Origin of the sequence: Natrinema ejinorense (genome assembly GCF_002494345.1) — an archaeon.
GTDB classification, from domain to species: domain Archaea; phylum Halobacteriota; class Halobacteria; order Halobacteriales; family Natrialbaceae; genus Natrinema; species Natrinema longum.
In genome coordinates this window covers 2,341,138-2,367,951 of record NZ_NXNI01000001.1, presented here as the reverse complement: position 1 = coordinate 2,367,951, position 26,814 = coordinate 2,341,138, and the positions used below count along the sequence as shown (strand labels likewise).

Below are 26,814 nucleotides of genomic sequence, written 5' to 3'. Positions count from 1 at the left end.
TTGACCAGTTTTACCTCTATTTGCGGATATTCGCCAACAACAATAGAACTTTAATAGTAGAATCCGTTTGCTTAGGCGAGCAGAAGATGACGAACGGAAATCTGACCGCCGCGGAAGAGGACGTACTGGACGAGATCGAAGACGAAGACATCGACTTCCTTCGGCTGCAGTTTACCGACATTCTGGGGACGGTCAAGAACGTCTCCGTGCCCGCACGGCAGGCCGAGAAGGCCTTCACCGAAGGGATCTACTTCGACGGCTCCTCGATCGAGGGGTTCGTTCGCATTCAGGAGTCGGACATGCGGCTCAAGCCCGACCCCGACACGTTCGCGATCCTCCCGTGGCAAAACCGCGAGGACGGTGCATCGGCCCGGATGATCTGCGACGTCATCGACACCTCGACGGGCGAACCCTTCGAGGGCGACCCGCGACGCGTCCTCAAGAACGCACTCGAGCGCGCCGACGATCTGGGCTACACCGTCAACGCCGCGCCCGAGCCGGAGTTCTTCCTCTTCGAGGAGGACGAGGAGGGCCGCGCCACGACGGAGACGGGCGATCACGGCGGCTACTTCGACCTCGCGCCGAAAGACCTCGCCAGCGACGTTCGCCGCGACATCATCTACGGCCTCGAGGACATGGGCTTCGAGATCGAAGCGAGCCACCACGAGGTCGCTCGCGGCCAACACGAGATCAACTTCGAGTACGACGACGCGCTCTCGACGGCCGACAACGTCGCGACCTTCCGCACCGTCGTCCGCGCGATCGCCGCCCAGCACGACCAGCACGCGACCTTCATGCCCAAGCCGATTCCGCGTATCAACGGCTCGGGGATGCACACCCACCTCTCCTTGTTCGAGGACGGCGAGAACGCCTTCCACGACGAGGACGACGAGTTCGACCTCTCGGAGACCGCTCACTCCTTTATCGCCGGCATCCTCGAGCACGCGCCGGCGATCACGGCGGTCTCGAACCCGACGGTCAACAGCTACAAGCGGCTCGTGCCGGGCTACGAAGCGCCGGTGTACGTCGCCTGGTCCGATCGCAACCGCTCGGCGCTGATCCGCAAGCCGGCCGCGCGCGTCCCGGCCGCCTCGCGCATCGAGGCTCGCTTCCCCGATCCGTCGTGTAATCCCTACCTCGCGCTGGCGGTGCTCATCCACGCCGGTCTCGACGGGATCGAACGCGACCTCGAGTGTCCCGACCCGGTTCGGGAGAACATCTACGAGTTCGACGAAGCGAAACGCGACGAGTACGGCATCGAGACGCTGCCGACGAACCTCGGCGAAGCCGTCGAGGCACTCGAGGACGACGAGGTCATCTACAGCGCACTCGGCGAGCACGTCGGGCCGAAGTTCGTCGAAGCCAAAGAACAGGAGTTCGAAGACTACCTCGTCGACGTCTCCGATTGGGAACTCGAGCGCTACCTCGAAACGTTCTGAGCTGCCGTCGAAACGGTCGCTCGCGGTCGGCTCGCTCGGGCACGGGGGTCGTCCGTTCGGATCCGATCCCGTTTGTATCAGCTGTCGCGAGAACGGCGACGCAGCCGTCGCTTCATGACGACGCCGTCGGGATCAGTTCGCGAGAACGTATTCCGATTCGGCTTGCTCGACGTAGCCGGCACTCGACAGCGAGTTCAGCACGCTCAGGATGTTGATCTTCTTCATCGCCAGTATCTCCCCCAGTTCTTCGATCGTCGCCCCGTCGGCGACCTCCAGGTAGATGTAGACGAGTTTCGCGCGGGCTGACTCGAGATCGTCGGGAACCGGATCGATGCGTGCTCTGTGGCGCGTTTGCGAGGCCATAGTCAGCCGTACGGACCTCGTTCTGGTATATAAATCTACACGTATTTGGAGTATCAATGAATATTAGGACTCCATATACTGCGTGGTATCACGCACCAATATCCTCCATCGGGGGGAGCCCGTCTCGAAAAACCATGGTTTACGGGCATCCTCGTCCCATCGGCGTATATGACCGCCGACGAGCGACCGACTCCCCCGCGGGAGTTGGACCAGGTGAGCCGCGACGTACTCGAGGAACTCGCCGGGCGAGACGTCGCCACCCTCCGGGCGATGAGTTCCTATCTCGAGGACGTGGCGACGTGGAAAGCACGACGAACCGACGACGGGGAAGCGACGTCGGCGACGGCCGATCCCGACGCGTACCCCGACGATGTCCCGGACCGAGCGAGCGTCTCGGTGACCGAGATCGGCGGCACCGAGTACTACTACTATCAGTGGCGCGAGGACGACGAGATCAGATCGCGGACCGAACAGCGGTAGCCGGACGCGACGCATCTCCCCGCTTAAACCGAGGCCACGCTGCATCGTCTCGGGTTGTGGGTGGCTCAAACCGACTCGTAGGGTCCGAGTCGCGTTCCGTCCAGCAAGTAGGCGTCGCCCTCCGCCAGCCCCGCCGGGATGAACGGCGAGAGAAACGACTGCCCGGAGACGTTGATCCAGGTTCCGCCGACGAGGTCGTTGAACGCCGGGAACACGACTACTCCGGGCGGCGATCCGTCCGCCCCCTCGAGCCACGACACCCCCTCGTACTCGGGACGGTCGCGAAACGGGTCGGGATCGAGCCGCCCCCGCAGCCACGCACGCTCGACGCGACTGCCGCCGACCTCGTCCTCGAGTCGCACGCAGGGATGTTCGTGGCCCAGGCAGATCACGTCGCTTTCGAGGACCGCCGGTGTGGGCCACGTGTGGCCGTGACAGACGCCGACGTCGCCGAGCGCGATGCCGTCGCCGGAAACGACGGTGACGTCCGCACCGATATCGTCACTGTCCGCGAGCCAGGTTTCGATTCGACCGTCGTGGTTCCCTTTGACGACGGTGACCGCGAACGCCGCCGGAAACGACTCGAACAGCACCTCGAGTTCGCCGCGTTCGGCCCCGCCCGGCTCGCCGATCGAGTGCATGAGATCGCCGAGGACGACCAGCCGATCCGGACGGACTCGCTCGAGGAGTGCCAGCAACTGCTCGCGCCGGTCCGGCGCTCGACTGGGAACGTCGACGCCGCGCTCGTATCGCAGGCCGGCCTCGTAACCGGCGTGATAGTCGGCGACGAACAAGACGCGTTGGCTCCCGACCGTGGCCGTCGCGGCCGGTTCGCCGGGGAGAGGCTCGACTCGCGGCGGCGTCGACGCGGGTCCGGACGCGGAGCGACGGTGACCGTCTCCCATCGTCGGCCGATCAGATCGCCTTCAGCGTCTCGTCGTCGGGTTCGTAACACTGGCCGCCCATCAGGGCATCCTGGATCGCGTCCTCGACCTCGTCGGTGGATGCCCCGGTGTCGGCGGCGACCCGCTCGATCAGCGCCGTTCGATCGGCACCGTCACCGTCGTCGAGGTCGGCCATGGTCTCGACGACGTAGTCAGCCAGATCGACGTCGTCGGCCAATTCGCCCTCGCCCTCGGCCCCATCGGCTTCCGAGCCCTCCTCGGCCGGCGACTCGTCCGCATTCGACTCCGGCTCCGACTCGTCCGCATCCGATTCCGGCCCCGACTCGTCCTCGTCTTCCGGCTCCGGCTCGAGGGAATCGTCCGCTCGGCTGTCGTCCGCGGCCTCGAGTCCCGATTCCGGCGGGGAGCCGAGATCGGTGTCCGGGTCGGCAGCGTCCGTCTCGCCCGCGCCGTCGTCGGCCGCAGGCTCGTCTTCGCCCAGCCCCGAATCGCGCTCCGTCTCGCCGACCTCGCCCGCTTCGGGCTCGGGCACGTCGATGTCGGCCGCGCCGGGCTCGTCGACCTCGCTGCCGGTCGTGAACTCCGCGCCGAACTCCGCCTCGAGCTGTTCGCGTTCCTCCTCGTCCATCTCGTACATGCCGTCGTCTCCGTCGCTGACATCGAAGTCGCCGAGTTCGTCGTCCCCGTCGGCGTCGTCGTTGGCCACGGCAGACTCGTCCGTCGACGCGTCGGCAGCCTCGTCGCCGGCTGCCGTCGCACCGTCGCCCTCGGCTGTGTCAGTCTCGGGTTCTGCCGTAGTCGTCTCCGTCTCGGGGTCGGCCCCAGCCGTCTCGGTCTCGAGGTCGGCATCGACGTCAGTCGTGGCAGCGGTATCCGTCCCGTCGCTCGTCGCCGTCCCGGCGGCGGAGCCGTGCTGTGTGTCCGCTGGGTCGGCCGCTTGTGGGCTCCCGCCGGCCGTCGCCACCGCAGGCTCCGTCGACTGTGGTTCGGACTCGGGTGTCGAGTCGGCGCTGGCTTCGAGGTGCTCGAGATCGACGCCGTCGAGATCGGCCAGCGATGCGACCGTCGTCTCGAAGTCGGGGCTGGTCGCGTCGGGTGCGATGTCGAGTCCGCTCACCTGATCGCGGTCGCCCGCGACGACCTCGACCGCCTCGAGCGCACACGCTCGCAGGGCTGCCAGGTACGACGGCGTCGTCCCGTAGTGGTCCTGTGCGAGCGGAACGCCCGCCGCGAGGCCGGATTCGACGCCGGCCTCGAGCAGGGCGTCGGTCAGGGCCTCGCCGCTCGCGTCTAGCTCGGCGGCTCCGGCGTAGGTGCCGATCCGATCGATCGTCTGTTCGGCCGCGCTGACGACCCAGCGGTCCCGGGTGTCGGCGTCGACCGTCGCGATGCTTTCCGGGCGGATCGAAGTGTACACCTGGTTCGAATCGTCGGGCTGGAAGGTTCTGGCCTTGCCCGTCACTGCGACGAATTCGGGGGGTTCCGTTCCCTCGAGGAAGGCCAGTTCGTCGGGCTGGTACTGGCCGGCGTAGACGACGAACGCGCCGGTCGGGTCGACGACGCGGGCACGGACCATCTCGTCGTTGACCGACGTGACTTCGGTGAGGGTCCCGACGACGAAGACGCGGTTGAGTCGGGCACCGGTCGGCGTGATCACGTAGTTGGGTGCCCGTTCCTCGTCGCTCTCGGCGTAGGACAGCGTCGCGTCGTCGTACTCGGCCGCGAAGAGTCGGTAGGCGAGTTCTCGTCCCGGAACCTCGTCGTCGCCGTTGCCGTCGCCGTTCGCGCTCATGCGTCCACCTCCTCGAGGAAGGCCGTCGCACGGTCGGCCGGATCGTCGTCGCTCTCCTCGAAGGTCTCGGCGTCGAGGTTCGCGCCGTACTCGTCGACGGAGAGGTGGCCGCGCACGCGGTATTCACGACCGACGATTCGCTCGCGGATCGTGTCCGCGACGACTTCCTGGTCCATGGCTTCCCGGGCCTGTTCGAGGGCGTCGTCCAAGGTGCCGTCGTAGACCCGCTCGGTGAGTTCGTCGTCGAGGACGACGGTGACGGTGCCGGTGCCGTCGTCGAGGATCGCCTTGACGCGGAGGTCGTCGATGCCCTCGACGTCGCCGTGCGTTCTGCACTGTCCCTTCTGGATGACCCGGTAACACTCGGGGCAGCGCTGGATCAGCCCCGAGCCGTCACGGACCGCGAGCAGGTTGCCCACGACCTCGACGTCGTAGATGCCGCCCGTGCCGACGGCGTCGCCGACATCCATCGTCGACGTGTCGCTGCCGACGTCGATCTCCCGGTCGAGTTCGGTGACCGTCGAGAACGCCGAGACGTTGACTTCGGGCACGCCACGGAACTCCTGGACGTACGCGTTCTCGATGCGGACCGAGCCGCCGTCCTCGATTTCGGGTGCGGGATCCCAGTTCGTAAACGGCAGGCGACCGCTCTCGTCGCCGAAGACGCCGCTCAGGATGTCCGTCTCGCCGTCCCGTCCGTCGATCGTCTTGCGCTCGCAGTCGACGACCGTGACCTCGATCGTGACCGCGCGATCGCCGGTCCGGAGGTCGGCCAGCTGTGCCTCGCCGCCGATCTCGTAGGAAATCCCGTCAGAGATTTCGAGCGAGCCGTCCTGAAACGACAGCGAGGTGCTCTCGCCGAGGTTGAGTTCGGGTTCGCCGTCCCACTCGCGGACGCCGGCGTTGCCCGCGGTGATCGTATCGCCGGGCTCGAGGCCGAAGTCCTCCCAGGCGGTGTAGTCGATGACGCCGGTCTCGTCGGCCAGTCGGCCTTCGACGATGACGTGATCGGCGCCCTGATAGCGGATCGATCGCTCGCCTGCCGTCAGGACGACGCCCGTCACGGTGACGTTGCTCTCGTCGGGCGTGATCTCGGCGATGTCCTTCGCGGACGGGGTCCCGCCACCGCCGCTGGATCCGTCGCCGTACTTCCGCCGGAGGCTCTGTTTGGCCTCGTCGACCGGGACGCTGTACTCCACCAAATTCTGCAGGTCGGCTTTGACCTCCTCTTTGTCAACACCGAGGTCGGAGGCGAGATCCTCGGCATGATCGTCGAGTTCCATCGTTTGCCTTTCGAGTTGGGGCATAAAAAGCGTTCCCGCAGGGCGGTGACCGTGATCCGGTCGGCGCTCGCGGAGCGCCGCTCGTCATATACCCTGTCGGATTGCAGGTCAAATCATAGAACGGGTCCCGGAGAAATTATCGGGCGTATGGCTACCGTCGAGACCATCCTTTCGTCGATCTTCAGTACTGTCCTCGAACTCCATTCGGGTCAGCTCGGACTCCTCTCGGGGATCCTCATCGGTATTCTCTACTGGCACGGCTACCGCCGGTCGTCGCTCGTCCTCCTCACCGCGTTCTATCTGCTGGCACTCGGTCTCGTACCTGCCTCCACCAGGGGCATGGCAGTGGTTCAATCCAAGCCGTGGTACTTTTGCTCGCTCCTCATTATCACCTCGCTCGGCGCGATTAGCGCGCGTATCGTCTGGACGCGAGTCTCCCCCTCGAGTCAGCCCCGCTCGCTGGACGTCGGACACGGCGATCTGTAACGCTCACTCGTGCTCGCGGGTGACCGGGAGCCGGACCCGAATACTCGATCCGCGGAGCCACCAGCGGATCTCGAGGCTGGCCCAGGTCAGCCCCGACAGGAGCCCGACAGCGATGGCGGCGGCCTCCGCCTTCCCGATCCAGACCGGCGCAACGAAAATCAACGCGTTGGTGAGCCGGTGAGGGAGAACGCGCTCGAGAAGTCGACCCACGAACTCGACCGGTCTGAACGCGCTGGCATCGGTGTCGCCGCCGTCGGTGACGGTCCGTGATTCGAGTCCGAGTTCCTGTGCGCTCTGCCCGCCCTCGCTTTCGGCACCCGTCTCGAGACGCTCCGCGTCGTAGGGGAGCGTGGAGCCGACTTGCCAGACGATGGCCCCGGATTCGTTGACTTCCATCACGCGATTGCCGTGGGTGTCGGTGATGAGCGTGTTGCCGTTGGGGAGTCGGTCGGCATCCCTGGGCCACTGGATCCGATCGTCTTCCCACTCCCAGGTGCGATTCCACTCCCCATCTTCGCGCTGGAACTCCTGGATACGTCCGTTCTCGGAGTCGGCGACGACGACGGCGGGACCGCCCTCGCTCTCGGGGATGTAATCGGGGTTGTGCTGTTCGTACTGCACGTCGTACTCGTTTTCCGCCCCGAGCGTCCAGTCCTCGAGCAGGCCCTCCCGACGGTCGAGGAAGACGACCTGATCCTGGTTGCGGAGGCTGACCATGATTCGACCCGCCATCGCTCCGCGCTCGATGTGTTCGACGTCGTTAATGTGGGCCCAGTCGTGGGGGAACGAATGGCCGCTCTCGAGGGAGAAGTCGCTCTGGGCGTCCCAGAGCCACTCGACGATTTCCGTCTCCGTGTTCACGATGAAGACCTGATCCGCCACGATATCGGCGACGACGACGTGGCTCTCGTTGAGACGATCCACGTCGTGCCACTCGCCGGCGGTTTCCTGGTGATCGTAGCGCTCGTAGAGTACCTCGACCTCGCCGGTCTCGAGGTCGGCCCGTTCGATGACGTTCAGCGCACACGGGGGCTCGGAGCAGGTGGGGCCCGCCGTGTGGATCGTGTCGGTCGCCGTGTACTCGACGGTCAGTGGATCGCTCTCGACGGGATCGACGTCGAAGTACTTCGTTCGCGAGTTGTTGTAGTAGCGGACCTCGCCGCTGGGACCGTAGGCAGTGATCGTCCCCGCTCGTCCCGATTCGGTGACGACAGTGTGGTTCTCGGTCGGCGGGGCCGCCGGAACAGCCGCTTTCGACGCCGTCGAGAGCCCGCCCGACGCCGAGCTGGCGACGACGGCAGCCGAGAGCAACACGAGGACGGCGAAGGCGATCCGGAGCCGACAGCGCGTGAGCGCCGATCGAACGCGAGCGAGCGACGGACGTGACCGGTCAGTCACGCGAGACTCCCTCGAGCGCAGGAAGATTCGTCTGGGAAGCCATCGATAGTCGGTTTCAGCGTGAGATACTAGTACGTTTTTTCACTCGTCGATGACTGTCACGGAATCGAACCGAGTAGAACGACTGGACAGCCATCGAGACGGCATCGTATTCGTCGGTCAACGCTGCCACCGGGTTCCGGACGGCGATCTCAGGGCCGCGGGGCGGCCTTCTGGAGTGCAGTCTCGGCGATGTTGCCGCCGTAGTCGGCGCTCCTGGACAGCGAGTCGACGATCAACCCCAGCGACTGGGCCTGTACCGGCTCGAGGTCGCGGAGCATATCGTCGATCTGGCGGGTGTGTTCGTCGATCTCGAGGACGGCCTCGCGGGCCTCGTGGCCGAGTCGGTTCGCCTCCTCGGTTTCCTCGGCGAACAGCGCGTCCATCGCCTTCTCGAGGACCGTCGAGGCGTCGGCTTGCAGTTCCTCGAGCCCCTCGGCGACGGGCTCGGGGATGTCGTCGAGTTTGAGCGCGAGGTTGCTGATCTTGGCGGCGTGGTCGGCGACGCGTTCGAGCTGGCGAGCGCTGGAGTGGAAGTCGAAACAGTCCTCTCGGGGGACGCCGAGTTCCTCGGCGGCCCGGGGTGATCGAAGCGTCGCGCGGAAGATCCGCGAGACGACGAGCCAGAGCCGGTCGACGTCGTCGTCGCGTTCGATCACGTCGTGTGCGATGTCGTCGTCGTTCGTAATCAGCGCCCGGACGGCGTCCTCGAGCATCGACTGGGAGATCAAGCGCATGCGCGTGACCGCGTTGACGATCGACAGCTCCGAGGAATCGAGCAGGTCCTGAATGACGACGCTGTCGGTCGTCTCCTCGAGTACCTCGACGCCGACCAGCCCCTGCGTCGCATCGCGGATCGCCCGGCGCTGGTCGGTCGTGATCCGCCCGGCCTCGAGTCGGATGATGTCGAAGCCGCTGACGTACATCGTCATCACCGCTCGGGTCAGCCGCTCGCCCTCGAGGTTCGAAATGTCGAGGGTGCCCTCCTGTCGTTTCGTCTCGCTACGAGGCGTCAGCAAGAGGGTCCCGTCTTCGGGATAGAACTCGACCGTCGTGCCGGCGCTGACGTCGTTGTCGGTCGCCCACGTCTTCGGCAGTGAGACGGTGTACGTCGATCCACCCGTCACCTGCACCTTGCGCGTCTCCATGTGGCGCGGTTTTTGACCGGCGGACTATAAATCTGTATTCGTCTATAGACTCCCGCCGAGCCGTTCGCTGTCCCGATCTCGCCGGCGAGTCGAACAGGGCGAGTACTCGAGCCTCCGTCCGGATCTATCCTCATATATATCTCTATATATCAGTACTGCTCGAACGATATCGATATGTACCGCTTAGTTCGCTACGTACCGATCATATTCGAAGGTACCCCTATTATAAACCGCTTTAATAAGTCATAGCCCCTTTTCTGGTGATGGCGCACGACTCAGATCGTCTGTCTAATCCGGTATCGCGGCGGAAATTCGTGGTGGCCTCGGGGGCGGCCGGCGTATCTGCACTCGCGGGCTGCTCGAGTCAGAACTCGGACGAGGGTAACGGTAATGGTAATGGTAATGGTAACGGTAACGGTTCGTCGAACGGGCAGACCTCGGCGTTGACCGCCGACGGTTCCTCGACGGTGTATCCCATCACGAACGACGCGTCCGCGCTGTGGAACGGCAATCCGCCGGCGGACGATCAGGAGTACTGGGGTCCCGGCCAGTACGACATCGATACCGATCAGAACCTCGCCGACTACTGGGCGGGGCGCTACGGTTTCGAAGCGACCGAGGAGCGTAGCGTCCCGCCGTTCCAGACGCAGGTGGCACTGAGTCACTCCGGGACCGGCGTCGAGGCCGTCATCAACGACCGCGTCGATATCGGTGACGCGAGTTCGACGGCACAGTCCATCCTCGGCGAAGACAGCGACGAACTGGACAACATCGTCGATCACGTTGTCGGCGTCGACGGCCAGCCGGTCGTCGTGAGCAGGGAGATCGCCGACGCCGGCGTCACGCAGGTCACCGGTGACGAGCTCCGAGCGATCTACAAACAGGAGATCACGAACTGGAACGAGATCGGCGGCCCGGACAAAGAGATTTACGCCGTCGGTCGTGCGGAGGACTCCGGCACTGACACCGCGTTTCGGGCGAACCTCTACGGCGACCCCGACGAACCGATCAGCCCCGATACGCGGCGCGGACAGAACCAGCAGGTGGCGACCCTCGTCGAGCAAAACGACAACGCGATCGCCTACATCGCGCTCGCGTTCGTCGACCCCGACGGCGCGACGCCGCCGATCGGCCTCGAGCTGGACGGCACCCTCTACGAGTACGGCGAGAACCTCGGTGCCAAGGGGTATCCGCTTAGCCGTGACCTCCACTGTTACACCTACGAGGATACCGACGAACGCGAGAGCGCGTTCCTCAATATGATCCTCTCGGACTTCGGACAGCAGAACTTCGTCGAACCGAACAACTACTTCATGCTCCCGGAGGAGCGCCGCGAGGAGGAACGCGGGAAGCTGGCCGATCAGGCGTAGTCGGGCTCGTCCGCGACGGTCGGTGACCGTCGTGGAACCGCGTTGATTTCACGCTATCATGTTCAATACGATTGGTATACGGACGATATCGCAGACGGTGTCGGGGGTATGGGGACAGATGCTGGCGATAATTCGGACGGCGGCGGAGCTTGACCGACCGAGTCTGCTTCTCGCGCTGGCACAGATACTGTTCGCCACCGTGGTGTTCGTCGGCTTCGTCGTACAGTCGGCGTGGACGATCACGTTCCTGTACGGGTTCCTGATGATCGCCGGTATTGGCTGGGTCGCCCGGCAGGCGCTGACCGCCAAGGTCGTGACGTTCCTGATGACGGTCGCGACGCTGTCGACGCTCGGACTCATCGCGGTGTTTCTGGTGATGGAGGCGCTACCGGCGTTTCGCACTGCCGGTCTCGACCTCGTGTGGCCGTTCGGTTCCAACGAGTGGAGTACCTCGGCGGAGCAGTACTCGCTCGTACCGATGATCTGGGGGACCGCGCTGACGACGGCCGTCGCCATCCTCGTGGCGGCGCCGTTCGGCGTCGCGGGCGCGTTGTTCATCAGCGACATCGCGCCCGACTGGCTCCGGGAAATCGTCAAACCGGCAGTCGAACTGCTGGCGGGTATCCCGTCGATTGTGTACGGGTTCATCGGCTTTACCCTCATCAACCCTTACGTCGGGAACCTCCTCTCGATCAACCCCGGAGCGCTGTTCGTGATCGGACTCGTGATCGGCTTCATGGCACTCCCGACGGTCGTCTCGGTAGCCGAGGACGCCCTCTCGGCGGTCCCGGAGTCGATGAAAGACGGCTCGCTGGCGATGGGTGCGACGGAATGGCAAACGATGAAGAGCGTCTCCGTCCCGACCGCGTTCTCGGGGATATCCGCGGGCGTCTTGCTCGGGATCGGTCGCGCGATCGGCGAGACTATGGCCGCGACGGTTATGATCTCGCACAGCCGCCGGTTGCCCCGGCCCGAACTGTACAACGCCTTCGACAGCACGGAGACGCTGACGACGTTTATCGCCGCGAGTTACGGCCACGTGACACCCGGTGAGATGTTCTGGAGTACGCTGTTCGCCGCCGGCGTCCTCCTGTTAGTCATCGTCACCGGGCTTGGTATCGTCTCGTCGCTCATCGAACGACGGATGCACCGCAAACTGGAGGGACAATGAGCGGCGCCTACGAAACGCGGCTCGTCGACGGTGGAGGGACGACCTACGAACGGGTCGCAATAGCGGTCGTCATCGGCTCGCTCGCGGCCTTTGCGCTCGGGGCCGCGGCGCTGTTCGAGTGGGTCCCGATCGACGTCACCGTCAGCGGCGCGTCGACGGCCACGTACTTCGGTGCCGTGTTGCTGGCGCTCGGCGCCGCGATCGGTGCGTTAGGCGTGCTTTCGCGCTGGGGTGGCGTGCGGACAACACCCGACCGATCTGTCGGCCTCGCCGGTGCGACCGTCCAGTTCGTTCTCTGGACGATCACTGCCGGTGCGATCGCGAGCAACACCCTCGGACTCGACGCGGTCGGCTGGCTCCTCGGCGTTCCGATCGGAGGGATCGTTGGCTATCTTACCCTCGTCGCACGCGAGGATATCAGCGCGACCCTCCCCGTCGCCGCGTTCGTCTGTTTCGTCGGCGTCGTCGTCACGACCGGCGTGATCGCGCCGAGTTGGACGTGGGAACCGTCGGGATTCGACGCCGTGATCCCCGGACGACTCGTGATCCCGCTGTTGACAATGGTCGGCGGTCTCTTCGCCGGCCGAGCGAGCGCCGCCGCCTACGCCGGCTTCGGGACGCGCGGCAGACAGAACGGGGCCTTTCTCCTGATCTCGCTTGTCGTCCTCCTGACGCTGTCCGTCCTCGCGTTCCTGCTCGTGTTCGTCTTCGAGCGCGGGATCACGGTCGTTCTCGAGAACCTCACGGTAGGCGCGGGGACGGCGCTGTTGCTTGTCGTCGGGGCGCTCGCGTCGCTGGTCCGCAGTGGCCGGCTCGATCCGGCGACCGCCGACGGCACCGACAAACTGCTTTCGTTCGTCGGGCTCGCCGTCGGAAGTACGCTCGCGCTCGCCGGGGCCGCGCTGGCGGTCGTCATCGTGAGGGGGCGGTCCATCTCCGGGTACGCGGTCACGATCGAACCGACGGCCGTGATCGGTGCGGCCCCGGGACTGCTCGTCGGAACGATCGTCCTGGCCGTGCTCCGGCGCTCGCGGTCACCGTGGGTGCCGACCACGGAGCGGGGGCGAACCGTCGCTCGCGGTCTTCGAGTCGCGGCCGGCGCGATGATCGTCACCGCGTTGCTCGAACTGGGAACCGGGGGCGAACTCGCGGTCGTCGGTATCGCGGTCGTTCCGACGATTGCGTTCACCGTCGCCGGCGTCGCGGTGATCGCCGCCGGAGCGCGTGCGGCTACGCGGCTCGCTGCGGATCGATCGCCGCCGGCGTGGGTGCCACCACTGCCATCGACCGGTAGCCTCGCACTGTGGGCGTTCGTCGTCGTCTGTCTCCACGGCGTCGTCACCGGCAACTCGTTCGGCGGGGCGGTCGGCATCGACGGCAGCGGCACCATCGACTGGCCGTTCCTGATGAATCCATCGCAGGGACTCGGCATCCAGAAGGGCGTGATGCCGGCGCTGGTCGGGACGGTCTGGATCGTCCTCGGGGCGGTCGTTTTCGCCGTCCCGTTGGCCGTCGGTGCCGCCGTCTTCCTCACCGAGTACGCCGAAAACAGCCGTTTTACACAGGCGGTCGACATAGCCACGAACGGGCTCTGGAGTACGCCCAGTATCGTCTTCGGTCTGTTCGGGCTCGCCTTCCTGGTGCCCCGGTTCGGCGACAGTCCCTCGATCTTCGTCACCCAGTTGGTACTGGGATTCATGCTGCTCCCGCTCGTGCTAATCACGAGCCGCGAGGCCATGAAAAGTGTCCCTGACGAGTACCGGGACGCGAGCGCCGCACTGGGCGTCTCGAAGTGGGACACGATCAAAAGCGTCGTCATCCCCGCATCGATGCCGGGGGTCATCACCGGCGCCATCCTCGGCGTCGGTCGAATCGCGGGCGAGACCGCGCCGCTCTTGCTCGTCCTCAACGGGCCGAACTTCCCGAACGCGTCCCCGCGGATTCTCGCCGGGTTCACCGTCGATGTCGGCCTCCGGCCGCCGTTCCTTCACGTCGCCAATCCGGCGTTGCTCGAGCGGGCGAGCGCGCTCCCCTACCAGCTGTACGCGGTTATCACCGCCGGCGTCGGCGCGGAGGAGTCGTTCGGCTGGGGGACGACGCTGGTGTTGCTCGGGGTCGTGCTGGCCTTCTACGCGATGGGGATCGCCTCGCGACGGTATTTCAGGAGTAAACTACACCAATGACGGAAACTAGCGTTACCACGACCGACGGCACCGAGTCCGACGCTACTGCGTCGAGCATCGAAACGACGACCGGCGAAAGCACCGAACGGACGAAAGCGGAGTGGCGCGAGTACTCGTTCTACGGCAAGCGGGTCCTGTCGGTCGAGGACCTGAACGTCTGGTACGGCGACGACCACGCGCTACAGGACATCTCGATCGACATTCCCGAAAAGAGCGTCACGGCGCTGATCGGCCCCTCGGGTTGTGGCAAGTCGACGTTCCTCCGGTGTCTCAACCGGATGAACGACCGGATCGATGCCGCCCGTATCGAGGGGGCCGTCGAGTTCAACGGCGAGGACATCTACGCCGACGGGACCAACCTCGTCGAACTCCGGAAGCGGATCGGGATGGTGTTCCAGCACCCGAACCCGTTCCCGAAGTCGATCCGGGAGAACGTCGCGTACGGCCCGCGAAAGCACGGCGACATCGAGCGGGGGCTCGTCCCCAAGCTGCTCGGCCGCGACGAGAAGGACAAGGAGGACGAACTGGTCGAGCAGTGCCTCCGCGACGCGGCTCTCTGGGACGAGGTTGCCGACCGCCTCGACGACAACGCGTTGGGTATCTCGGGGGGGCAACAACAACGGCTCTGTATCGCCCGGTGTCTCGCCGTCGATCCCGAAGTCATCCTGATGGACGAGCCAGCCTCGGCGCTGGATCCGATCGCCACCGCGAAGATCGAGGACCTGATCGAGGACCTCGCCGAGGAGTACACGGTCGTCATCGTTACCCACAACATGCAACAGGCCGCCCGCATCTCCGATCAGACCGCGGTCTTCCTTACTGGCGGCGAACTCGTGGAGTACGGCGATACCGATCAGGTGTTCGAGGATCCGCGGAGCCAGCGCGTCGAGGACTACATCACTGGCAAGTTCGGGTGATGGGCCGCCACGAGTATCGCGAACGCCTCGAGCGGCTTCGCGACGCCGTCGTCGCGATTGGCGATCGCGTCTGTGGGCAACTCGACGATGCCGTTACTGCCCTATTTACCGACGACCTCGCACTCGCACGCGTCGTCGTCGAGACAGACGCCACCGTCAACGATCGCTGTCTCGAGATCGAACGCGAGTGTCTCGACCTGGTCGCGCTACACCAGCCGGTCGCCGGCGACCTCCGTTTCGTCGTGGCCGCGTTCAAGATCGTTACCGACCTCGAGCGAGTGGCCGACCTCGCGGCGAACCTGGCCGAGTATGCGCTGGATTCGACCGGATCCGCCTCGCCGCTTCCGGACGTCGACTTCGAGCGAATCACCGCGCTCGCGCTCGAGCAGATCGAGCGCGCACTCGAGGCGTTCGTCACGGACGATGTCGAGGCCTGTTTCGCCGTCGCCGAGCGCGACGACGAACTCGACGCCCGCTGTGCCGGGGTCGCCGAACGGATCGTCCGGACCCTCATGGAGTTGCACGTCGAGGGCGGGACGGACGGGGAGCGGCGAGTCCAAGGCGATGCCGGAGGGCCACCGGTCGCGGACGTGATCGCGGACGTGATCGCGGACGTCTCGCGGACGTTCGTGATCGCGCGTGACCTCGAGCGCGTCGGCGATCACGCGGTGAACGTGGCCGCCCGGACGCTCTACGCCCTCGAGAATAGCGAGGAACTGCTTCGCTGATTCGACGACCGACGTAGATCGGAACCGTGCGGCAACGCCGGCAGTTCCGGCGTCGATGAGCCGATATCGACACGCGACCAACACACGAACCCATGTCCTCCGACACCGATTCCACCGACACGATTCGCATCGCCTTCATGTGCGTCCAGAACGCGGGCCGTTCCCAGCTGTCGACGGCGTTCGCGGAGCGGGAACGCGAGCGCCGGGAACGCACCGACGAGGTCGAACTCCTGACCGGCGGGACCCACCCCGCGGACCGCGTCCACGAGGAGGTCGTCGACGCGATGGCCGACGCGGGGTTCGATCTCGCCGATCGCACGCCACGAAAAATCTCCCTCGAGGAACTCTAATCGTGCGACTACGTCGCGACGATGGGCTGTTCGACGCTCGATGTTGGCGAGGTCGGCAGCGGCGTCGATGTCCGCGACTGGGGGCTCGACGATCCGGACGGCCGCGACCCCGAACGCGTCCGCGAGATCCGCGCCGAGATCGAACGGCGGGTGATCGCACTGTTCGACGAGTTCAGCACCGCCGAGTAACCACGTCGTTCGAGCCTCGCGTTTTCAGTCATCGTCAGAGCCCGCCGTCGAACGTATCCGTTCGATGCGAGACGTTCTACTACCGGTTCGTCTGCCAGCAGCCTGGCTCTCCAAGCGATTCTTGCGAGCCGCAGTACTACGCCGTCTATATATTCCCGGACACGCTCGACCGAACAATTCGGATCGACAGTGCGGTAGCTCACGTCGATTTCGGCCAGTGACAACTATTGTCATACATAAGTGCCAACCGGGGTATTATCTCCCCTGATCACTGAACGTCCCGACGGGACTATAGATAAATAGGTCTATATAGCGATCATAGTAGTATACTTATTTACTCTGTGGCTTCGATACGGTGATGTCGAGAGATTCCACGGCGTCTTTGTCGGCCGGACTCGGCCGACGTGATTTTCTCGCCGCGGCAAGTGTTGCTCTCTCCGGCGGACTGGCCGGCTGTACCGGCGTCTTCGCCGCGGAGGGCAACCAAGTGAACATCGCGGGAAGCAGTACGGTGTTTCCCGTGACCGAGGCGATCGCGTCAGCCTTCTCCGAAAAGAATCCCACTATCAACCTCTCGCTCAGTAAGACCGGGACGGGTGGTGGGTTCGGGAACTTCTTTTGTGCGGGGCGAACCGATATCAACAACGCAAGCCGTTCGATCGCGGATGCCGAGATCGACCAGTGTGACGACAGCGGTGTCACGCCACTCGAGTTCCCGGTCGCGACGGACGCACTGACGGTCGTCGTCAATCCGGACGCGGACTGGGTCGACTGTCTCACCGTCGAACAACTCCACGAGATCTGGCGTGCCGACGGCGCCGAGCGCTGGAGCGATATCAACGAGTCGTGGCCAGACCAGGAGTTCGAACTCTACGGCGCTGCGACGACCTCCGGCACGTTCGATTACTTTAACGAGGCGATCCTCGGGGAGGAAGCCAACCACACGGGCGACTACTACGCGACCGAGCGCGATCGATCGATCGTCCAGGGCGTTCGCGGGTCCCAGAACGCGATCGGGTACTTCGGCTTCGCGTACTACAGCGAGAATCCGGACCGAATCAAAGCCGTCTCGATCGACAACGGGAACGGCTGCGTCGAGCCGTCGATCGAGACTGCTAAAACCGGCGAGTACAAGCCCCTCTCGCGACCCCTGTTCATTTACGTCGCCAAAGAGTCGCTCACGCAACCGGCGGTCCGGGACTTCGTTCGCTTCTACATGGACCAAGCTACGACCGATCTGGTCTCCGACGTCGGCTACGTGCCAATTACCGAAACACAGCGCGACGAGAACCTCGAGAAACTCGAGAGCGCGATCGAGGAGGTAACCGAATGAGCCAGCCCGACTTCTCTCACGACGGGATTCGCACGGCACGCGGAACGGTGTTCCGATACCTCTTCATGCTGTGTGCGCTCCTGTCGATTCTGACGACCGCCGCAATCATTCTGACGCTGCTCGTCGACGCAATCGCGTTCTTCCAGACCGTTTCGCCCGTCGAATTCCTCACGGGAACGCGATGGAGTCCGACGAACGAACCGATCGCGTTCGGCGTCCTGCCGCTTATCTCGGGGACGCTGATCATCACCGTCGGCTCGGCGCTGATCGCGCTTCCCATCGGCCTGTTGACCGCGATCTATCTCAGCGAGTACGCTTCCGAGCGCCAGCGAGCGTACCTCAAGCCCGCACTCGAGGTGTTGGCGGGCGTCCCGACGGTCGTCTATGGCTACTTCGCGCTCGTCTACGTCACGCCCGTACTGGACACGTTCTTGCCGCTGTCGACGTTTAACGCGCTCTCGGCGTCGATCATGGTCGGAATCATGATCATCCCGATGGTCTCCTCGATCAGCGAGGATTCGATGAGTGCGGTACCGGACTCGCTTCGTGAGGCCAGTTACGGCCTCGGCGCGACGAAGTTCACCGTCTCGACGTCCGTCGTCGTCCCGGCGGCGCTATCGGGCATCTTCTCCTCGTTCATTCTCGCGCTCTCGCGAGCGATCGGCGAGACGATGATCGTCGCCATCGCCGCGGGACAGACCCCGCGGATGGCCGATGTGACCGACCCGGCAGGGATGTTCCTGGATTCGATTCAGACCATGACTGCCGCGATGGTCCAGATCGGAACGGGGGACATCGTCGGCCAGGGCGTCGCGTACAAGAGCCTCTTTGCGGTCGGACTGACCCTGTTCATCATCACATTCGTCATGAACCTCATCAGTGAACTGGTTGCGTCGCGCTATCGGGAGGTGTATCGATAATGGCGACTGACGCGAAGGACGCACCCGCCGACGCGGGCTTCGGTCGAATCAGCCGAACGAAGGACGTCGCCTTCCGCCTGATCGCGCTGGCAGCGACCCTCGTCGGTATCGTCTCGCTCGCACTGTTGCTTGCGAACGTCGCTATCGACGCCGTCGGCTGGCTCGACTGGCAGTTCCTCACGAACCCGCCCCATCCGAACCCGTACGAAGCAGGGTTCCTCCCGGCACTGATCGGCTCCATCGCGATCATGCTCTTGATCGCGCTCATCACGTTCCCGCTGGGGGTTGGCGCAGCAGTCTACCTCGAGGAGTACGCCAACGACAGCTACCTCACGCGATTCATCCAGCTCAACATCGCCAATCTCGCCGGCGTCCCGTCGGTCGTCTACGGCCTGTTGGGACTGGGACTGTTCATCGGTCTCCTGAACATCGGCTATGGGACGATACTGGTCGCCGCGTTTACCGTCTCCCTGCTGATTCTGCCGATCGTCATCATTTCGGCACAGGAGGCCATCCGGGCAGTACCCGACTCCCAGCGGCAGGCGTCCTACGGGATGGGCGCGACGAAGTGGCAGACGATCCGCAACGTCGTCTTGCCCCGGGCGATGCCCGGTATCATGACCGGAACCATCCTCGCGCTCGGCCGCGCGATCGGCGAGACGGCACCGCTGATCATGATCGCAGCTCCAACGACCGTTTTTGGAGCTCCGACCAGCCTCTTTAGCAAGGTCAGCGCCATGCCCCTGCAAATCTACAACTGGGCGTCCTACCCCCAGACGGAGTTCCAGTACGGAGTCGTCGCCGCCGGCGTCGTCACACTGCTCGTCGTCTTACTGACGATGAACTCGATCGCGATCGTCATCCGGAATCGGTATCAACAGCGCACCTGACAATGACTAACGAACAGATGACCTCCTCAGAAACGGAACCGACTGACGACCAGCCAGCCCCGACGCCGGGAACTGACAGCCTTACGGACACCACCGATACCGGCGAGCGGACGACGACGGATCGAACGCTCCTCGAGGCCCGTGACCTGAGCGTCTACTACGGCGAGGAGCAGGCACTCACCGATGTCGACATCGAAATACCCGAGAAGAAGGTCACGGCAGTTATCGGACCGTCGGGCTGTGGGAAGTCCACGTTCCTCCGGTGTATCAATCGGATGAACGACCTCGTCGACAGCGCTCACGTCGAAGGCGAACTGCTGTTCGACGGAAAGAACGTCTACGACAACGATGTCGATCCCGTCGCGCTGCGCCGGAAGATCGGCATGGTCTTCCAGTCGCCGAACCCCTTCCCCAAGAGCATCCGCGACAACGTCGCCTACGGGCTCAAAGTCCAGGGCAGAGACGATAACGTCGATGAGAAGGTTCGAACCGCCCTCGAGCGAGCGGCACTGCTCGAGGAGGTCGAGGATCAACTCGACTCGAGCGGGCTGGACCTCTCGGGCGGGCAACAACAGCGGCTCTGTATCGCGCGAGCGATCGCGCCCGATCCGGACGTCATCTTGATGGACGAGCCGGCGTCGGCGCTGGACCCGGTCGCGACCTCGAAGATCGAGGACCTGATCGAGGATCTCGCCGAGGAGTACACGGTCGTTATCGTCACCCACAACATGCAGCAGGCCGCTCGTATCTCGGACAAGACTGCGGTCTTCCTCACCGGCGGCGAACTCGTCGAATTCGACGACACGGACAAGATCTTCGAGAACCCCGAACACGACCGCGTCGAGGACTACATCACCGGCAAGTTCGGATAGCGCCATCGTCGCGCGCTATTCGGTCGCCGTTTCCGTTCGAACCACCCGTTTCTGTCACCGTGTATATTTCCTCAGACAGTTCCAATCAGTCCAAAGAAACCGTCTGAACGGAGAATGAGTCTTTCGTACTGACCATGCTACTTATGATCTGAGATGGTGTGGTTTCGGGGACGATGGTCGCCACCGGGGTACACGTCCTGCTCGGGATGGCACTGGTCACGGTGATCGGTCGGTCCAGGCGGGCCGAACCGTACCTCGTCGCGGCACTCGCCGCCGCCCTCCCCGACATCGATACGTTCGTCTTTGGCCCGCTGGTGGAGTTCGGACACGTCGGGGGAGTGCTCTGGAGTCACCGAGCGCTTACGCACTCGCTCCTCGTCGGGGTCGTCGCGTCGGGGTCGTCGTGATCGCCCTCTGTTCCGCTGTCGGCCCCTGGTGGGCCGCTGCCATCGGGTTCGGCTCTCACGTCGCGACGGATCTCCTGAGCGGCGGCGTTCGACTGCTCGCACCCGTCGACAACACGGTGTACGGACTGTCGATCGATTGGTTGCTACTGAATGCCCTCACGTCGATCCTCGCAGTGACTGTAATTCTCGGCGGGCTGATCGGTATGAAATCGGATCCCCGGTCTCGAGTCGCACCCCACACTCCGGATTCGGTCGTCGAGTGGCTCCGATGACGGCCGCCGTGTTGCAACGACGTGGCGTCCCGGAGCGACTCCCCGGCCGGTCTCGGTGGGACTCGTCCGGTGGCCTGCGCGTGATTTCCCACCGCACCGCCCTCGAGGACGTCCCCGAAATGGGCGAACGGTTCGACGAGCGCGAGGAGGGCGTGACGAAGGTCCTCCCCACGCCGTGAGCCGTGCCGACGAACAGTGACGGTCAGGCGGCATCGATGCTGCCGTCAGGACGGACCGTCACGACCGGGTGTCCGGTTCGAACGACCGGCGTCGCCCCGAGGCCGCGCGCTTCGGCGTCCTCCGCGAGGTCGGCCGCCCATCCGGTCGCGAGGTCAGTCAAATCGAATCCGACTGCCGCCGCTTTTTCGGCGTATTTACCCCATCCGTCGGAGTTACAACTGAGATATCCGTTGATTGGTTTTCGATATGCCAATATTAACTACGGTCGTACAGCGATTACTTTGCGAGCAAGGCTTCGAGAAGAATCGTCGACTGAGGTGGTGTGGTGAACGGTGACGGGGAAACTCCCGTCCCTCACACCCGATCGAGTCGGTTTCAATGGGGGACGGTCTCTCTCACGATCGCTGCGACGAGCACAAACTATATCCTTGCCCGCAAAGGTGGCTGCAATATGGCCAGACAATCCTACCAGGACAAGCTCACGGAACTCCGTGAGGACGTTCTCTACATGAGCGAAGTCGTCATGGAGCGGCTTCGCATGGGACTCGACGCGCTCGAGCAGAAAGACGAGGACCTCGCCCGCGAAGTGATCGAGGGCGACGGCGAGATCAACCGGATGTATCTCGACCTCGAGCAGGACTGTATCGACCTGCTTGCGCTCCAGCAGCCGGTCGCGAGCGATCTGCGATTCATCGCGGCCTCGTTCAAGATCATCACCGACTTGGAGCGGATCGCCGACCTCGCGACCAACCTCGGCGAGTACACGATGGACGCCGAACGGGACCTGTTCCCCGACGTCGACGTCCAGGAGATGGGGGAACTGACCCTCGATATGCTCGAGGACGCGATGATCGCCTACGACACCGAGAACACGGACGCCTGCCGGGAACTGGCCGGCCGCGACGACGACCTCGACCAGTTCGCCGAGCGGGCCAGCGAGATCGTCGTCCGGGATCTCATCGAGCGCGAACTCGAGTCCGCCGACGAGGTCGAACAGATCCTGCAGGACGTCTCACGGCTCCTGTTGACGATCCGTGACCTCGAGCGGGTCGGCGATCATACGGTGAACATCGCTGCGCGGACGCTGTACATGGTCGAAAACGACGACGAACTCATCTACTGACGCTGCGTGGACGACCGCCCGCTGCAGACACTGTCGGGGTACCCATCCCCCAGGTTCGACAGTGCAGTCGGCGCGTGGGTGTTCGGTTCGTGCGGTACGCTATCGACGGCGAACGCCGTCACTCGCTCGTCTCGTTGTCGCTCTCGTTACCACCGGTTTCGTTGGTAGTCTCGTTGCCACCGGTTTCGTTGCCCTCGGTTTCGTTGCCCTCGGTTTCGTTGCCCTCGGTCTCGTTGGCGGCGCCACCGTTACCGCCTTCGATCTGGAGGTCGCCGACCATCTGGGTCTCGTGGGGCTGACAGACGTACGTGGCCATCTCGCTGCTGGCCGTGATGTCCAGCATCTGGTTTTCGTCGGGTTCGGAAACCACTTCCGTCGAGAGGTCGCCGATGACTTCGTCGTTATCGTTTCGGATCTCGATGTTGTGCGGTTGGTCGTTACCCTCCGTCCAGCCGATCGTGTAGTCTTCGCCCTCCTGGAGGATGAGCGTCGGGTTCTCTTCGCCCTCGATGTCGGACGGTGCGAGTCCTTCCCAGTGGCTGGTCTGGCCGCTAAACTCGATCGTCGTACCGGGCTCGATTTCGAAGCCCTCGGCGCTCCCACCGTTGCCGCTTTCGTTGCCGTTTCCACCGTTTCCGCCGTTTCCGCCGTTTCCGCCACCACCGCCACCACAGCCTGCAATGACTGCCATCGATGCCGCGCCACCTGTCAACTGAAGTACTCGCCGTCGGGATAACCGATCATCTCGTGCCATCACGCTCCATTTGTGACCAACGAGGATAGTCGAACACCCGTCGACTGCGTGGGACTCAAGTGTGCGCCGGTTTGCACGAAATTCGTCGCGAGTTTCGGGTCAGCCGACGTGATCGGCGCGTCCGGCGTCTCGTCCCGCCGATTTCGTTCGCCGGCCACGCTCGGGAACGCGGGTCAGCAACTGCGCCGTGTCGTCGATATTTCGCGTTTCGAGCAGGAGTTGGGCCGCCTCTCGAACGGTGAAGTCGGCCTCGAGTGCGACGCCGTGACAGCATGTGTAACACTCGAGCCAGCGATTCATCGCGCCCTCGAGGGCGGTAAGCTCGGCCTGGGTAAACGGAACCAGCCGACCGCCGGTGCGTGCCTCGACGTAGAGCCAGATGGCCCGCCCTGCACCGTCCCGGAGGTACGCGTCGGCGTCCTCGGGGCTCCCGGTCGTATCGACCGCGTCGGCCGATCGACGATCAGGATCGAACGCCGCCCGCTCGCGCTCGGCTCGGCGGGCGAGTGCGGCTATTCGAGGCCCGTATCGACTCACGTTACCCCTCGCGGTATTCGACACCCTTGCCGCCCCGCGGGTGTTCCCACTCGGTATCGGCGACGATCGCGCAGGTCCCACACTCGACGCAGGGCTGGGTATCGAGGCTGATCAGCGTCTCCTCGGTCCCGTTCGTCTTGACAGTTTCCGACCGGTAGCAACCCCCGCCGAAGTCCTCGGCGCTGACCGGACAGGCGGTGACCGCCGCGCCGCTCGCAGCGGCTGTGGCATCGACGAGCTCGATATGGGGGTTCCCCACGTCGGTGTCGTACGTGAGATCGCCGATTCGCTCCTCGAGGCTCGGCGGTTCGATGTCGTTCTCCCAGTGGATCGTTTTGCCGTGTTCCTCGGCGATCAGCGTCGGCAGGGAGACGTAGCCGGTCTTCGTATCGGGGAGCATCGACACCAGAAACGGCGAGTTGTACGCCCGCTTCAGCAGGCGATCCGCGATCGGATTCCCGATCGCGAGCGAGCCGATCGGCGACTCGAGGACCCGCTCGACCGCGTTCGTCACGGCGTCGTGCTCGCCGACCGTTCGGGAGAGCTCGTATCGCCGGGGCCGGAGCTTGTCCATCGTCCCCGAGTCCTCGAGCATCTTGGTGTACCGGCGGCCGGCGGCCTCGGGATCCGTGTTCCCCCGGGTGACGGCGAACGCATCGGCCGCGAGCGCGCCGGCGGTGACGGCGTGGTTCATGCCCTTGATGATCGGTCCCTGGGCCTGCATCTGACCGGCGGCGTCGCCGACGAGCACGAGTCGGTCACGATAGGGCTCGCGGTGGGCGACCTTCTTCGAGTCGGGGACGAGCTTCGCCGCGTACTCCCGTTCGTGGTACTCGTTTTTGAACCAGCCCGCGAGCAGCGGGTGGGTCAGCAAAGCATCGAGCAGTTCGTGTGGCTCGGCTTCTTGCTCGACGAGACTGTCGAGGTGGAAGACGGTCCCGATCGAGAGCGACTCCTCGTTGGTATACAGGAAGCCGCCCCCACGGACGTCCTCGAAGAGGTCCCCCGAGAACAGGTGGGCGACGCCCTCGTCGGTCTCGAGGTCGAACCGGTCGTCGATCGCGTCGGGGTCCATGTCCACGACGGCCTTGACGCCCTGGAACCACTCCTCGGGCTCCTCCCAGTCCATCAACCCGGCCGCACGTGCGAGTTCCGAGTTGGCCCCGTCGGCCGCGACGATCAGATCCGCTTCGATCGGATCGAGCTCGTCGCAGGTGACGCCGACGATCTCGCCGTTTTCCTCGAGCAGCCCGTTGACCCGAACGTTCGTCAACACGCCGCCACCGGTCTCGCTCGTCTTCTCGTGGACCCGCCGCTCGAGCCAGGAGTCCATCTCCCGGCGGAGCACGGCGTCACACCAGTCCGTATCGTGCTCGTGGAGATCGGTCAGATCGTAGGTCTTGACCGTGTTTCCGGCGACGTTGTGGATGTAGTAGTCCGTGACGGGTCGTTCGGCGGCCGCCTCGCGAAAGCCGTCGAAGAGGTCGTCGATCGCGTAGGGCGCCGAGTCCTCGGCGTAGATCAATCCGCCGGAGACGTTCTTCGAGCCCGCTTCTGTCCCGCGCTCGAGGACGAGCGTCTCGACGCCGTGATCGGCCAGCCGCGCGGCCGCCGCGGCTCCGCCGGGGCCACAACCCACGACGACCGCCTCGTAGTGTTCGTAGTCGTCGGTCGCGGCGGCCATCACTCGTCACCTCCGTCGGCGACGGCCTCCGGCTCGAGATCCGTCTCACCCGCTTGGACGGCCGCCGTCAGACGCGGCAGGACCTCGAAGAGATCCCCCTGGATGAAGTAATCGCTGAAGTCCCTGATGCGGGCGTCGGTATCGGTGTTGATCGCGACGATCGTGTCGGACTCGTCCATGCCGACCTTGTGCTGGACGGCACCCGAAACGCCCGCCGCGATGTAGACATCGGGTGCGACGACCTGTCCGGTCTCGCCGATCTGGCGTTCCTCCTTGGAGTACTCCTCGACGTGGCCCTCGAACTGGTAGGTGGAGGTGACGATCCCTCGCGTAATGCCGAGTTCGGCGTCGTCGAACGCGTCCACGAGATCGAGACCCAGCTCCATCCCCTCGGTCGGCGCGTCGGCGATTCCGCGACCGAGACAGACGATCACGTCGTGGCCGGTGAGATCGATCCCGGCCTCGAGTCGGTCGTACTCGGTGATCGCGACCCGGAACCAGTCGTCCTCGAGGTCCATATCGTGTTCGACGACCAGCCCGTCCCGATCGTAGTCCGGCTCGAGCGGGTCGAAGCTGCCGGGGATGACCGAACACCCCTGCGGGTGGAAGTCCCGATCCGGATTATCGAGACAGAGAATCGTCGAGTACTCAAAGCCCGAGAAGTCCGGCCGCTTCATGTGCAGGACCTTCTCGACGGTCTTCTTGACGCCGGGCTCGCCGGTCTTGACCGGGTTCGAAATCTCGTTGTTCTCGATGAACAGGTCCGAACAGTCCGAAGCTAACCCGGAGTCGAGTTCGGCCTGGACCTTCGCCGAGAGGTCCCGCCCGTTGTTCGTCGCCGGGAACAGGATGTAGCGTGGCTCGTCGTAGTCCCGCCAGTCGGTGCTCTCGACGGTTCCCTGCCCACGAGCCATGTGGGCCGCGATCTCTGTGTAGGGCTTGTGCAGGAACCGCTCGAGACGCTCGTCGTCGTGATAGACGGCGACGTCGGCCCCGTAGGCGATACACTCCTCGGCGAGACCCTCGCAGTCGTCGCCCATCAGGAAGGCGACGACGTTCTCCTCGTCGCCGTACTCCGCTTCGAACCCATCCATCAGCTCCCGTGCCTTGCCGAGCATCTCCGTCGACACGTCGAGCAACTCTCCGCCCTGGGTCTCACAGAAGACCCACATGTCCGCGTAGTCGCCGTCCTCGAGCGCTCGAACGTGTTTCTTGTCCCGGGTCGGATGGCTGAGCCCGTCGTCCGCGTCGTCCTCGGCGTCCGTCTCCGCTTCTTCGTCCTCCGTGTCGTCCGATTCCGTCGCCGAGTCGTCGATCTCGTCCTCGTCGCGGTCCTCGCCATCCGCGTCCTCGCCGACGGCTTCGCTCGTCTCCTCGTACTCGCCTTCCGTCTCCGTTCCCTCCTCGACGCCGTCGCTCTCGCCGGCCCCGTCGGCACCGATCTCCTCGAGCCGCCGGTGGACCGCCTCCCGGGCCGTCGCCCGATCCTGGCCGGCCCGCTCGGCCTCGAGGATCGCCCCCAGTTCGTCTTCGTCGTCGATCGTTTCGAGTTCCTCGGTCAGTTCCTCGACCGTGTGATCGTCCGGATCTAGTGCTGTCAT

25 protein-coding genes and 2 pseudogenes are annotated in these 26,814 nt (G+C 64.6%); 16 read left to right on the top strand and 11 right to left on the bottom strand.

Features of this window, described 5'->3' with window-relative positions; all coding sequences use genetic code 11:
- Positions 1-86: 86 nt before the first annotated feature.
- Entirely contained in the window at positions 87-1,439 is a 1,353-nt protein-coding gene (gene glnA / locus CP557_RS11840) for a type I glutamate--ammonia ligase (RefSeq protein ID WP_097380096.1), read from the top strand.
- Between the two features lie 132 nt (positions 1,440-1,571).
- Here glnA and CP557_RS11835 read toward each other — a convergent pair whose 3' ends face one another.
- Positions 1,572-1,802 (bottom strand): MarR family transcriptional regulator, encoded by a 231-nt coding sequence (locus CP557_RS11835; RefSeq protein WP_097380095.1) that lies wholly within the window; start codon positions 1,800-1,802, stop codon positions 1,572-1,574.
- A gap of 168 nt (positions 1,803-1,970) precedes the next feature.
- On the opposite strand from CP557_RS11835, the gene CP557_RS11830 reads away from it, so the two are divergent.
- Positions 1,971-2,282: a hypothetical protein gene (locus tag CP557_RS11830; protein WP_097380094.1), complete on the top strand. Its 312-nt coding sequence runs from the start codon at positions 1,971-1,973 to the stop codon at positions 2,280-2,282.
- A 65-nt stretch (positions 2,283-2,347) separates the two neighbouring features.
- On the opposite strand, the gene CP557_RS11825 is transcribed toward CP557_RS11830, so the two are convergent.
- The 3 genes from CP557_RS11825 to CP557_RS11815 are packed head-to-tail and all read right to left on the bottom strand — an operon-like array spanning position 2,348 to position 6,262.
- Positions 2,348-3,187, bottom strand: a complete 840-nt coding sequence (locus CP557_RS11825; RefSeq protein WP_097380093.1) for a metallophosphoesterase — start codon at positions 3,185-3,187, stop codon at positions 2,348-2,350.
- A gap of 10 nt (positions 3,188-3,197) precedes the next feature.
- Complete coding sequence (locus CP557_RS11820; RefSeq protein WP_097380092.1) at positions 3,198-4,979, bottom strand: hypothetical protein; 1,782 nt, start codon at positions 4,977-4,979, stop codon at positions 3,198-3,200.
- A complete protein-coding gene (locus CP557_RS11815) occupies positions 4,976-6,262 on the bottom strand; it encodes a Single-stranded DNA binding protein (protein WP_097380091.1) in 1,287 nt (428 codons plus the stop codon). The genes CP557_RS11820 and CP557_RS11815 overlap by 4 nt, the downstream gene beginning before the upstream one ends.
- A gap of 147 nt (positions 6,263-6,409) precedes the next feature.
- On the opposite strand from CP557_RS11815, the gene CP557_RS11810 reads away from it, so the two are divergent.
- Entirely contained in the window at positions 6,410-6,748 is a 339-nt protein-coding gene (locus CP557_RS11810) for a hypothetical protein (protein WP_097380090.1), read from the top strand.
- 3 nt (positions 6,749-6,751) lie between these two features.
- On the opposite strand, the gene CP557_RS11805 is transcribed toward CP557_RS11810, so the two are convergent.
- Together CP557_RS11805 and CP557_RS11800 are read right to left on the bottom strand one after the other, a co-directional pair.
- The gene (locus tag CP557_RS11805) at positions 6,752-8,146 is read right to left on the bottom strand and encodes an aryl-sulfate sulfotransferase (protein ID WP_097380089.1); all 1,395 of its coding nucleotides are present in this window, start codon (positions 8,144-8,146) and stop codon (positions 6,752-6,754) included.
- Positions 8,147-8,337: 191 nt separating this feature from the next.
- Positions 8,338-9,333: a phosphate signaling complex PhoU family protein gene (locus tag CP557_RS11800; protein WP_097380088.1), complete on the bottom strand. Its 996-nt coding sequence runs from the start codon at positions 9,331-9,333 to the stop codon at positions 8,338-8,340.
- A 263-nt stretch (positions 9,334-9,596) separates the two neighbouring features.
- Here CP557_RS11800 and CP557_RS11795 point away from each other — a divergent pair, with 263 nt between their 5' ends.
- The 12 genes and pseudogenes from CP557_RS11795 (at position 9,597) to CP557_RS11740 (ending at position 21,114) form a co-directional block, all read left to right on the top strand.
- Entirely contained in the window at positions 9,597-10,703 is a 1,107-nt protein-coding gene (locus CP557_RS11795; protein WP_097380087.1) for a substrate-binding domain-containing protein, read from the top strand.
- 118 nt (positions 10,704-10,821) lie between these two features.
- The gene (gene pstC / locus CP557_RS11790) at positions 10,822-11,874 is read left to right on the top strand and encodes a phosphate ABC transporter permease subunit PstC (protein WP_097380086.1); all 1,053 of its coding nucleotides are present in this window, start codon (positions 10,822-10,824) and stop codon (positions 11,872-11,874) included.
- Positions 11,871-14,057: a phosphate ABC transporter permease PstA gene (gene pstA, locus CP557_RS11785; RefSeq protein ID WP_211290201.1), complete on the top strand. Its 2,187-nt coding sequence runs from the start codon at positions 11,871-11,873 to the stop codon at positions 14,055-14,057. Before pstC (CP557_RS11790) ends, pstA (CP557_RS11785) begins: the two co-directional genes overlap by 4 nt.
- Positions 14,054-14,974 (top strand): phosphate ABC transporter ATP-binding protein PstB, encoded by a 921-nt coding sequence (gene pstB / locus CP557_RS11780; RefSeq protein WP_097380085.1) that lies wholly within the window; start codon positions 14,054-14,056, stop codon positions 14,972-14,974. Before pstA (CP557_RS11785) ends, pstB (CP557_RS11780) begins: the two co-directional genes overlap by 4 nt.
- Positions 14,974-15,702 carry a phosphate signaling complex PhoU family protein gene (locus CP557_RS11775; RefSeq protein ID WP_097380084.1) on the top strand — a complete coding sequence of 243 codons (729 nt, stop codon included), beginning with the start codon at positions 14,974-14,976 and terminating at the stop codon, positions 15,700-15,702. Before pstB (CP557_RS11780) ends, CP557_RS11775 begins: the two co-directional genes overlap by 1 nt.
- Before the next feature lie 92 nt (positions 15,703-15,794).
- Positions 15,795-16,241 (top strand): annotated as a pseudogene (locus CP557_RS11770) (arsenate reductase/protein-tyrosine-phosphatase family protein).
- 358 nt (positions 16,242-16,599) lie between these two features.
- Complete coding sequence (locus CP557_RS11765) at positions 16,600-17,574, top strand: PstS family phosphate ABC transporter substrate-binding protein (protein ID WP_097380083.1); 975 nt, start codon at positions 16,600-16,602, stop codon at positions 17,572-17,574.
- On the top strand, positions 17,571-18,494 hold the full coding sequence (gene pstC / locus CP557_RS11760) for a phosphate ABC transporter permease subunit PstC (RefSeq protein WP_097380082.1): 924 nt from the start codon (positions 17,571-17,573) through the stop codon (positions 18,492-18,494). The genes CP557_RS11765 and pstC (CP557_RS11760) overlap by 4 nt, the downstream gene beginning before the upstream one ends.
- Positions 18,494-19,384 carry a phosphate ABC transporter permease PstA gene (gene pstA, locus CP557_RS11755; RefSeq protein ID WP_097380081.1) on the top strand — a complete coding sequence of 297 codons (891 nt, stop codon included), beginning with the start codon at positions 18,494-18,496 and terminating at the stop codon, positions 19,382-19,384. Before pstC (CP557_RS11760) ends, pstA (CP557_RS11755) begins: the two co-directional genes overlap by 1 nt.
- 2 nt (positions 19,385-19,386) lie before the next feature.
- On the top strand, positions 19,387-20,256 hold the full coding sequence (gene pstB, locus CP557_RS11750) for a phosphate ABC transporter ATP-binding protein PstB (protein ID WP_097380080.1): 870 nt from the start codon (positions 19,387-19,389) through the stop codon (positions 20,254-20,256).
- Between the two features lie 173 nt (positions 20,257-20,429).
- Positions 20,430-20,935, top strand: a pseudogene (locus tag CP557_RS11745) (metal-dependent hydrolase).
- Positions 20,932-21,114: a hypothetical protein gene (locus tag CP557_RS11740; RefSeq protein WP_097380079.1), complete on the top strand. Its 183-nt coding sequence runs from the start codon at positions 20,932-20,934 to the stop codon at positions 21,112-21,114. The pseudogene CP557_RS11745 and the gene CP557_RS11740 overlap by 4 nt, the downstream one beginning before the upstream one ends.
- Positions 21,115-21,137: 23 nt before the next feature.
- Here CP557_RS11740 and CP557_RS23050 read toward each other — a convergent pair whose 3' ends face one another.
- A complete protein-coding gene (locus tag CP557_RS23050; protein ID WP_245852987.1) occupies positions 21,138-21,275 on the bottom strand; it encodes a hypothetical protein in 138 nt (45 codons plus the stop codon).
- A gap of 291 nt (positions 21,276-21,566) precedes the next feature.
- On the opposite strand from CP557_RS23050, the gene phoU reads away from it, so the two are divergent.
- Positions 21,567-22,238 (top strand): phosphate signaling complex protein PhoU, encoded by a 672-nt coding sequence (phoU, locus tag CP557_RS11735; RefSeq protein WP_097380078.1) that lies wholly within the window; start codon positions 21,567-21,569, stop codon positions 22,236-22,238.
- Between the two features lie 118 nt (positions 22,239-22,356).
- Here phoU and CP557_RS11730 read toward each other — a convergent pair whose 3' ends face one another.
- The 4 genes from CP557_RS11730 to CP557_RS11715 all read right to left on the bottom strand — a co-directional run bounded on the left by CP557_RS11730 (position 22,357) and on the right by CP557_RS11715 (position 26,814).
- Entirely contained in the window at positions 22,357-22,992 is a 636-nt protein-coding gene (locus CP557_RS11730; protein ID WP_097380077.1) for a plastocyanin/azurin family copper-binding protein, read from the bottom strand.
- Positions 22,993-23,091: 99 nt separating this feature from the next.
- Positions 23,092-23,529, bottom strand: coding sequence for a hypothetical protein (locus tag CP557_RS11725; protein WP_097380076.1), 438 nt, complete (start codon positions 23,527-23,529; stop codon positions 23,092-23,094).
- A 1-nt stretch (position 23,530) separates the two neighbouring features.
- Complete coding sequence (locus tag CP557_RS11720) at positions 23,531-25,213, bottom strand: FAD-dependent monooxygenase (RefSeq protein ID WP_097380075.1); 1,683 nt, start codon at positions 25,211-25,213, stop codon at positions 23,531-23,533.
- Positions 25,213-26,814 (bottom strand): electron transfer flavoprotein subunit alpha/FixB family protein, encoded by a 1,602-nt coding sequence (locus CP557_RS11715; protein ID WP_097380074.1) that lies wholly within the window; start codon positions 26,812-26,814, stop codon positions 25,213-25,215. The genes CP557_RS11720 and CP557_RS11715 overlap by 1 nt, the downstream gene beginning before the upstream one ends.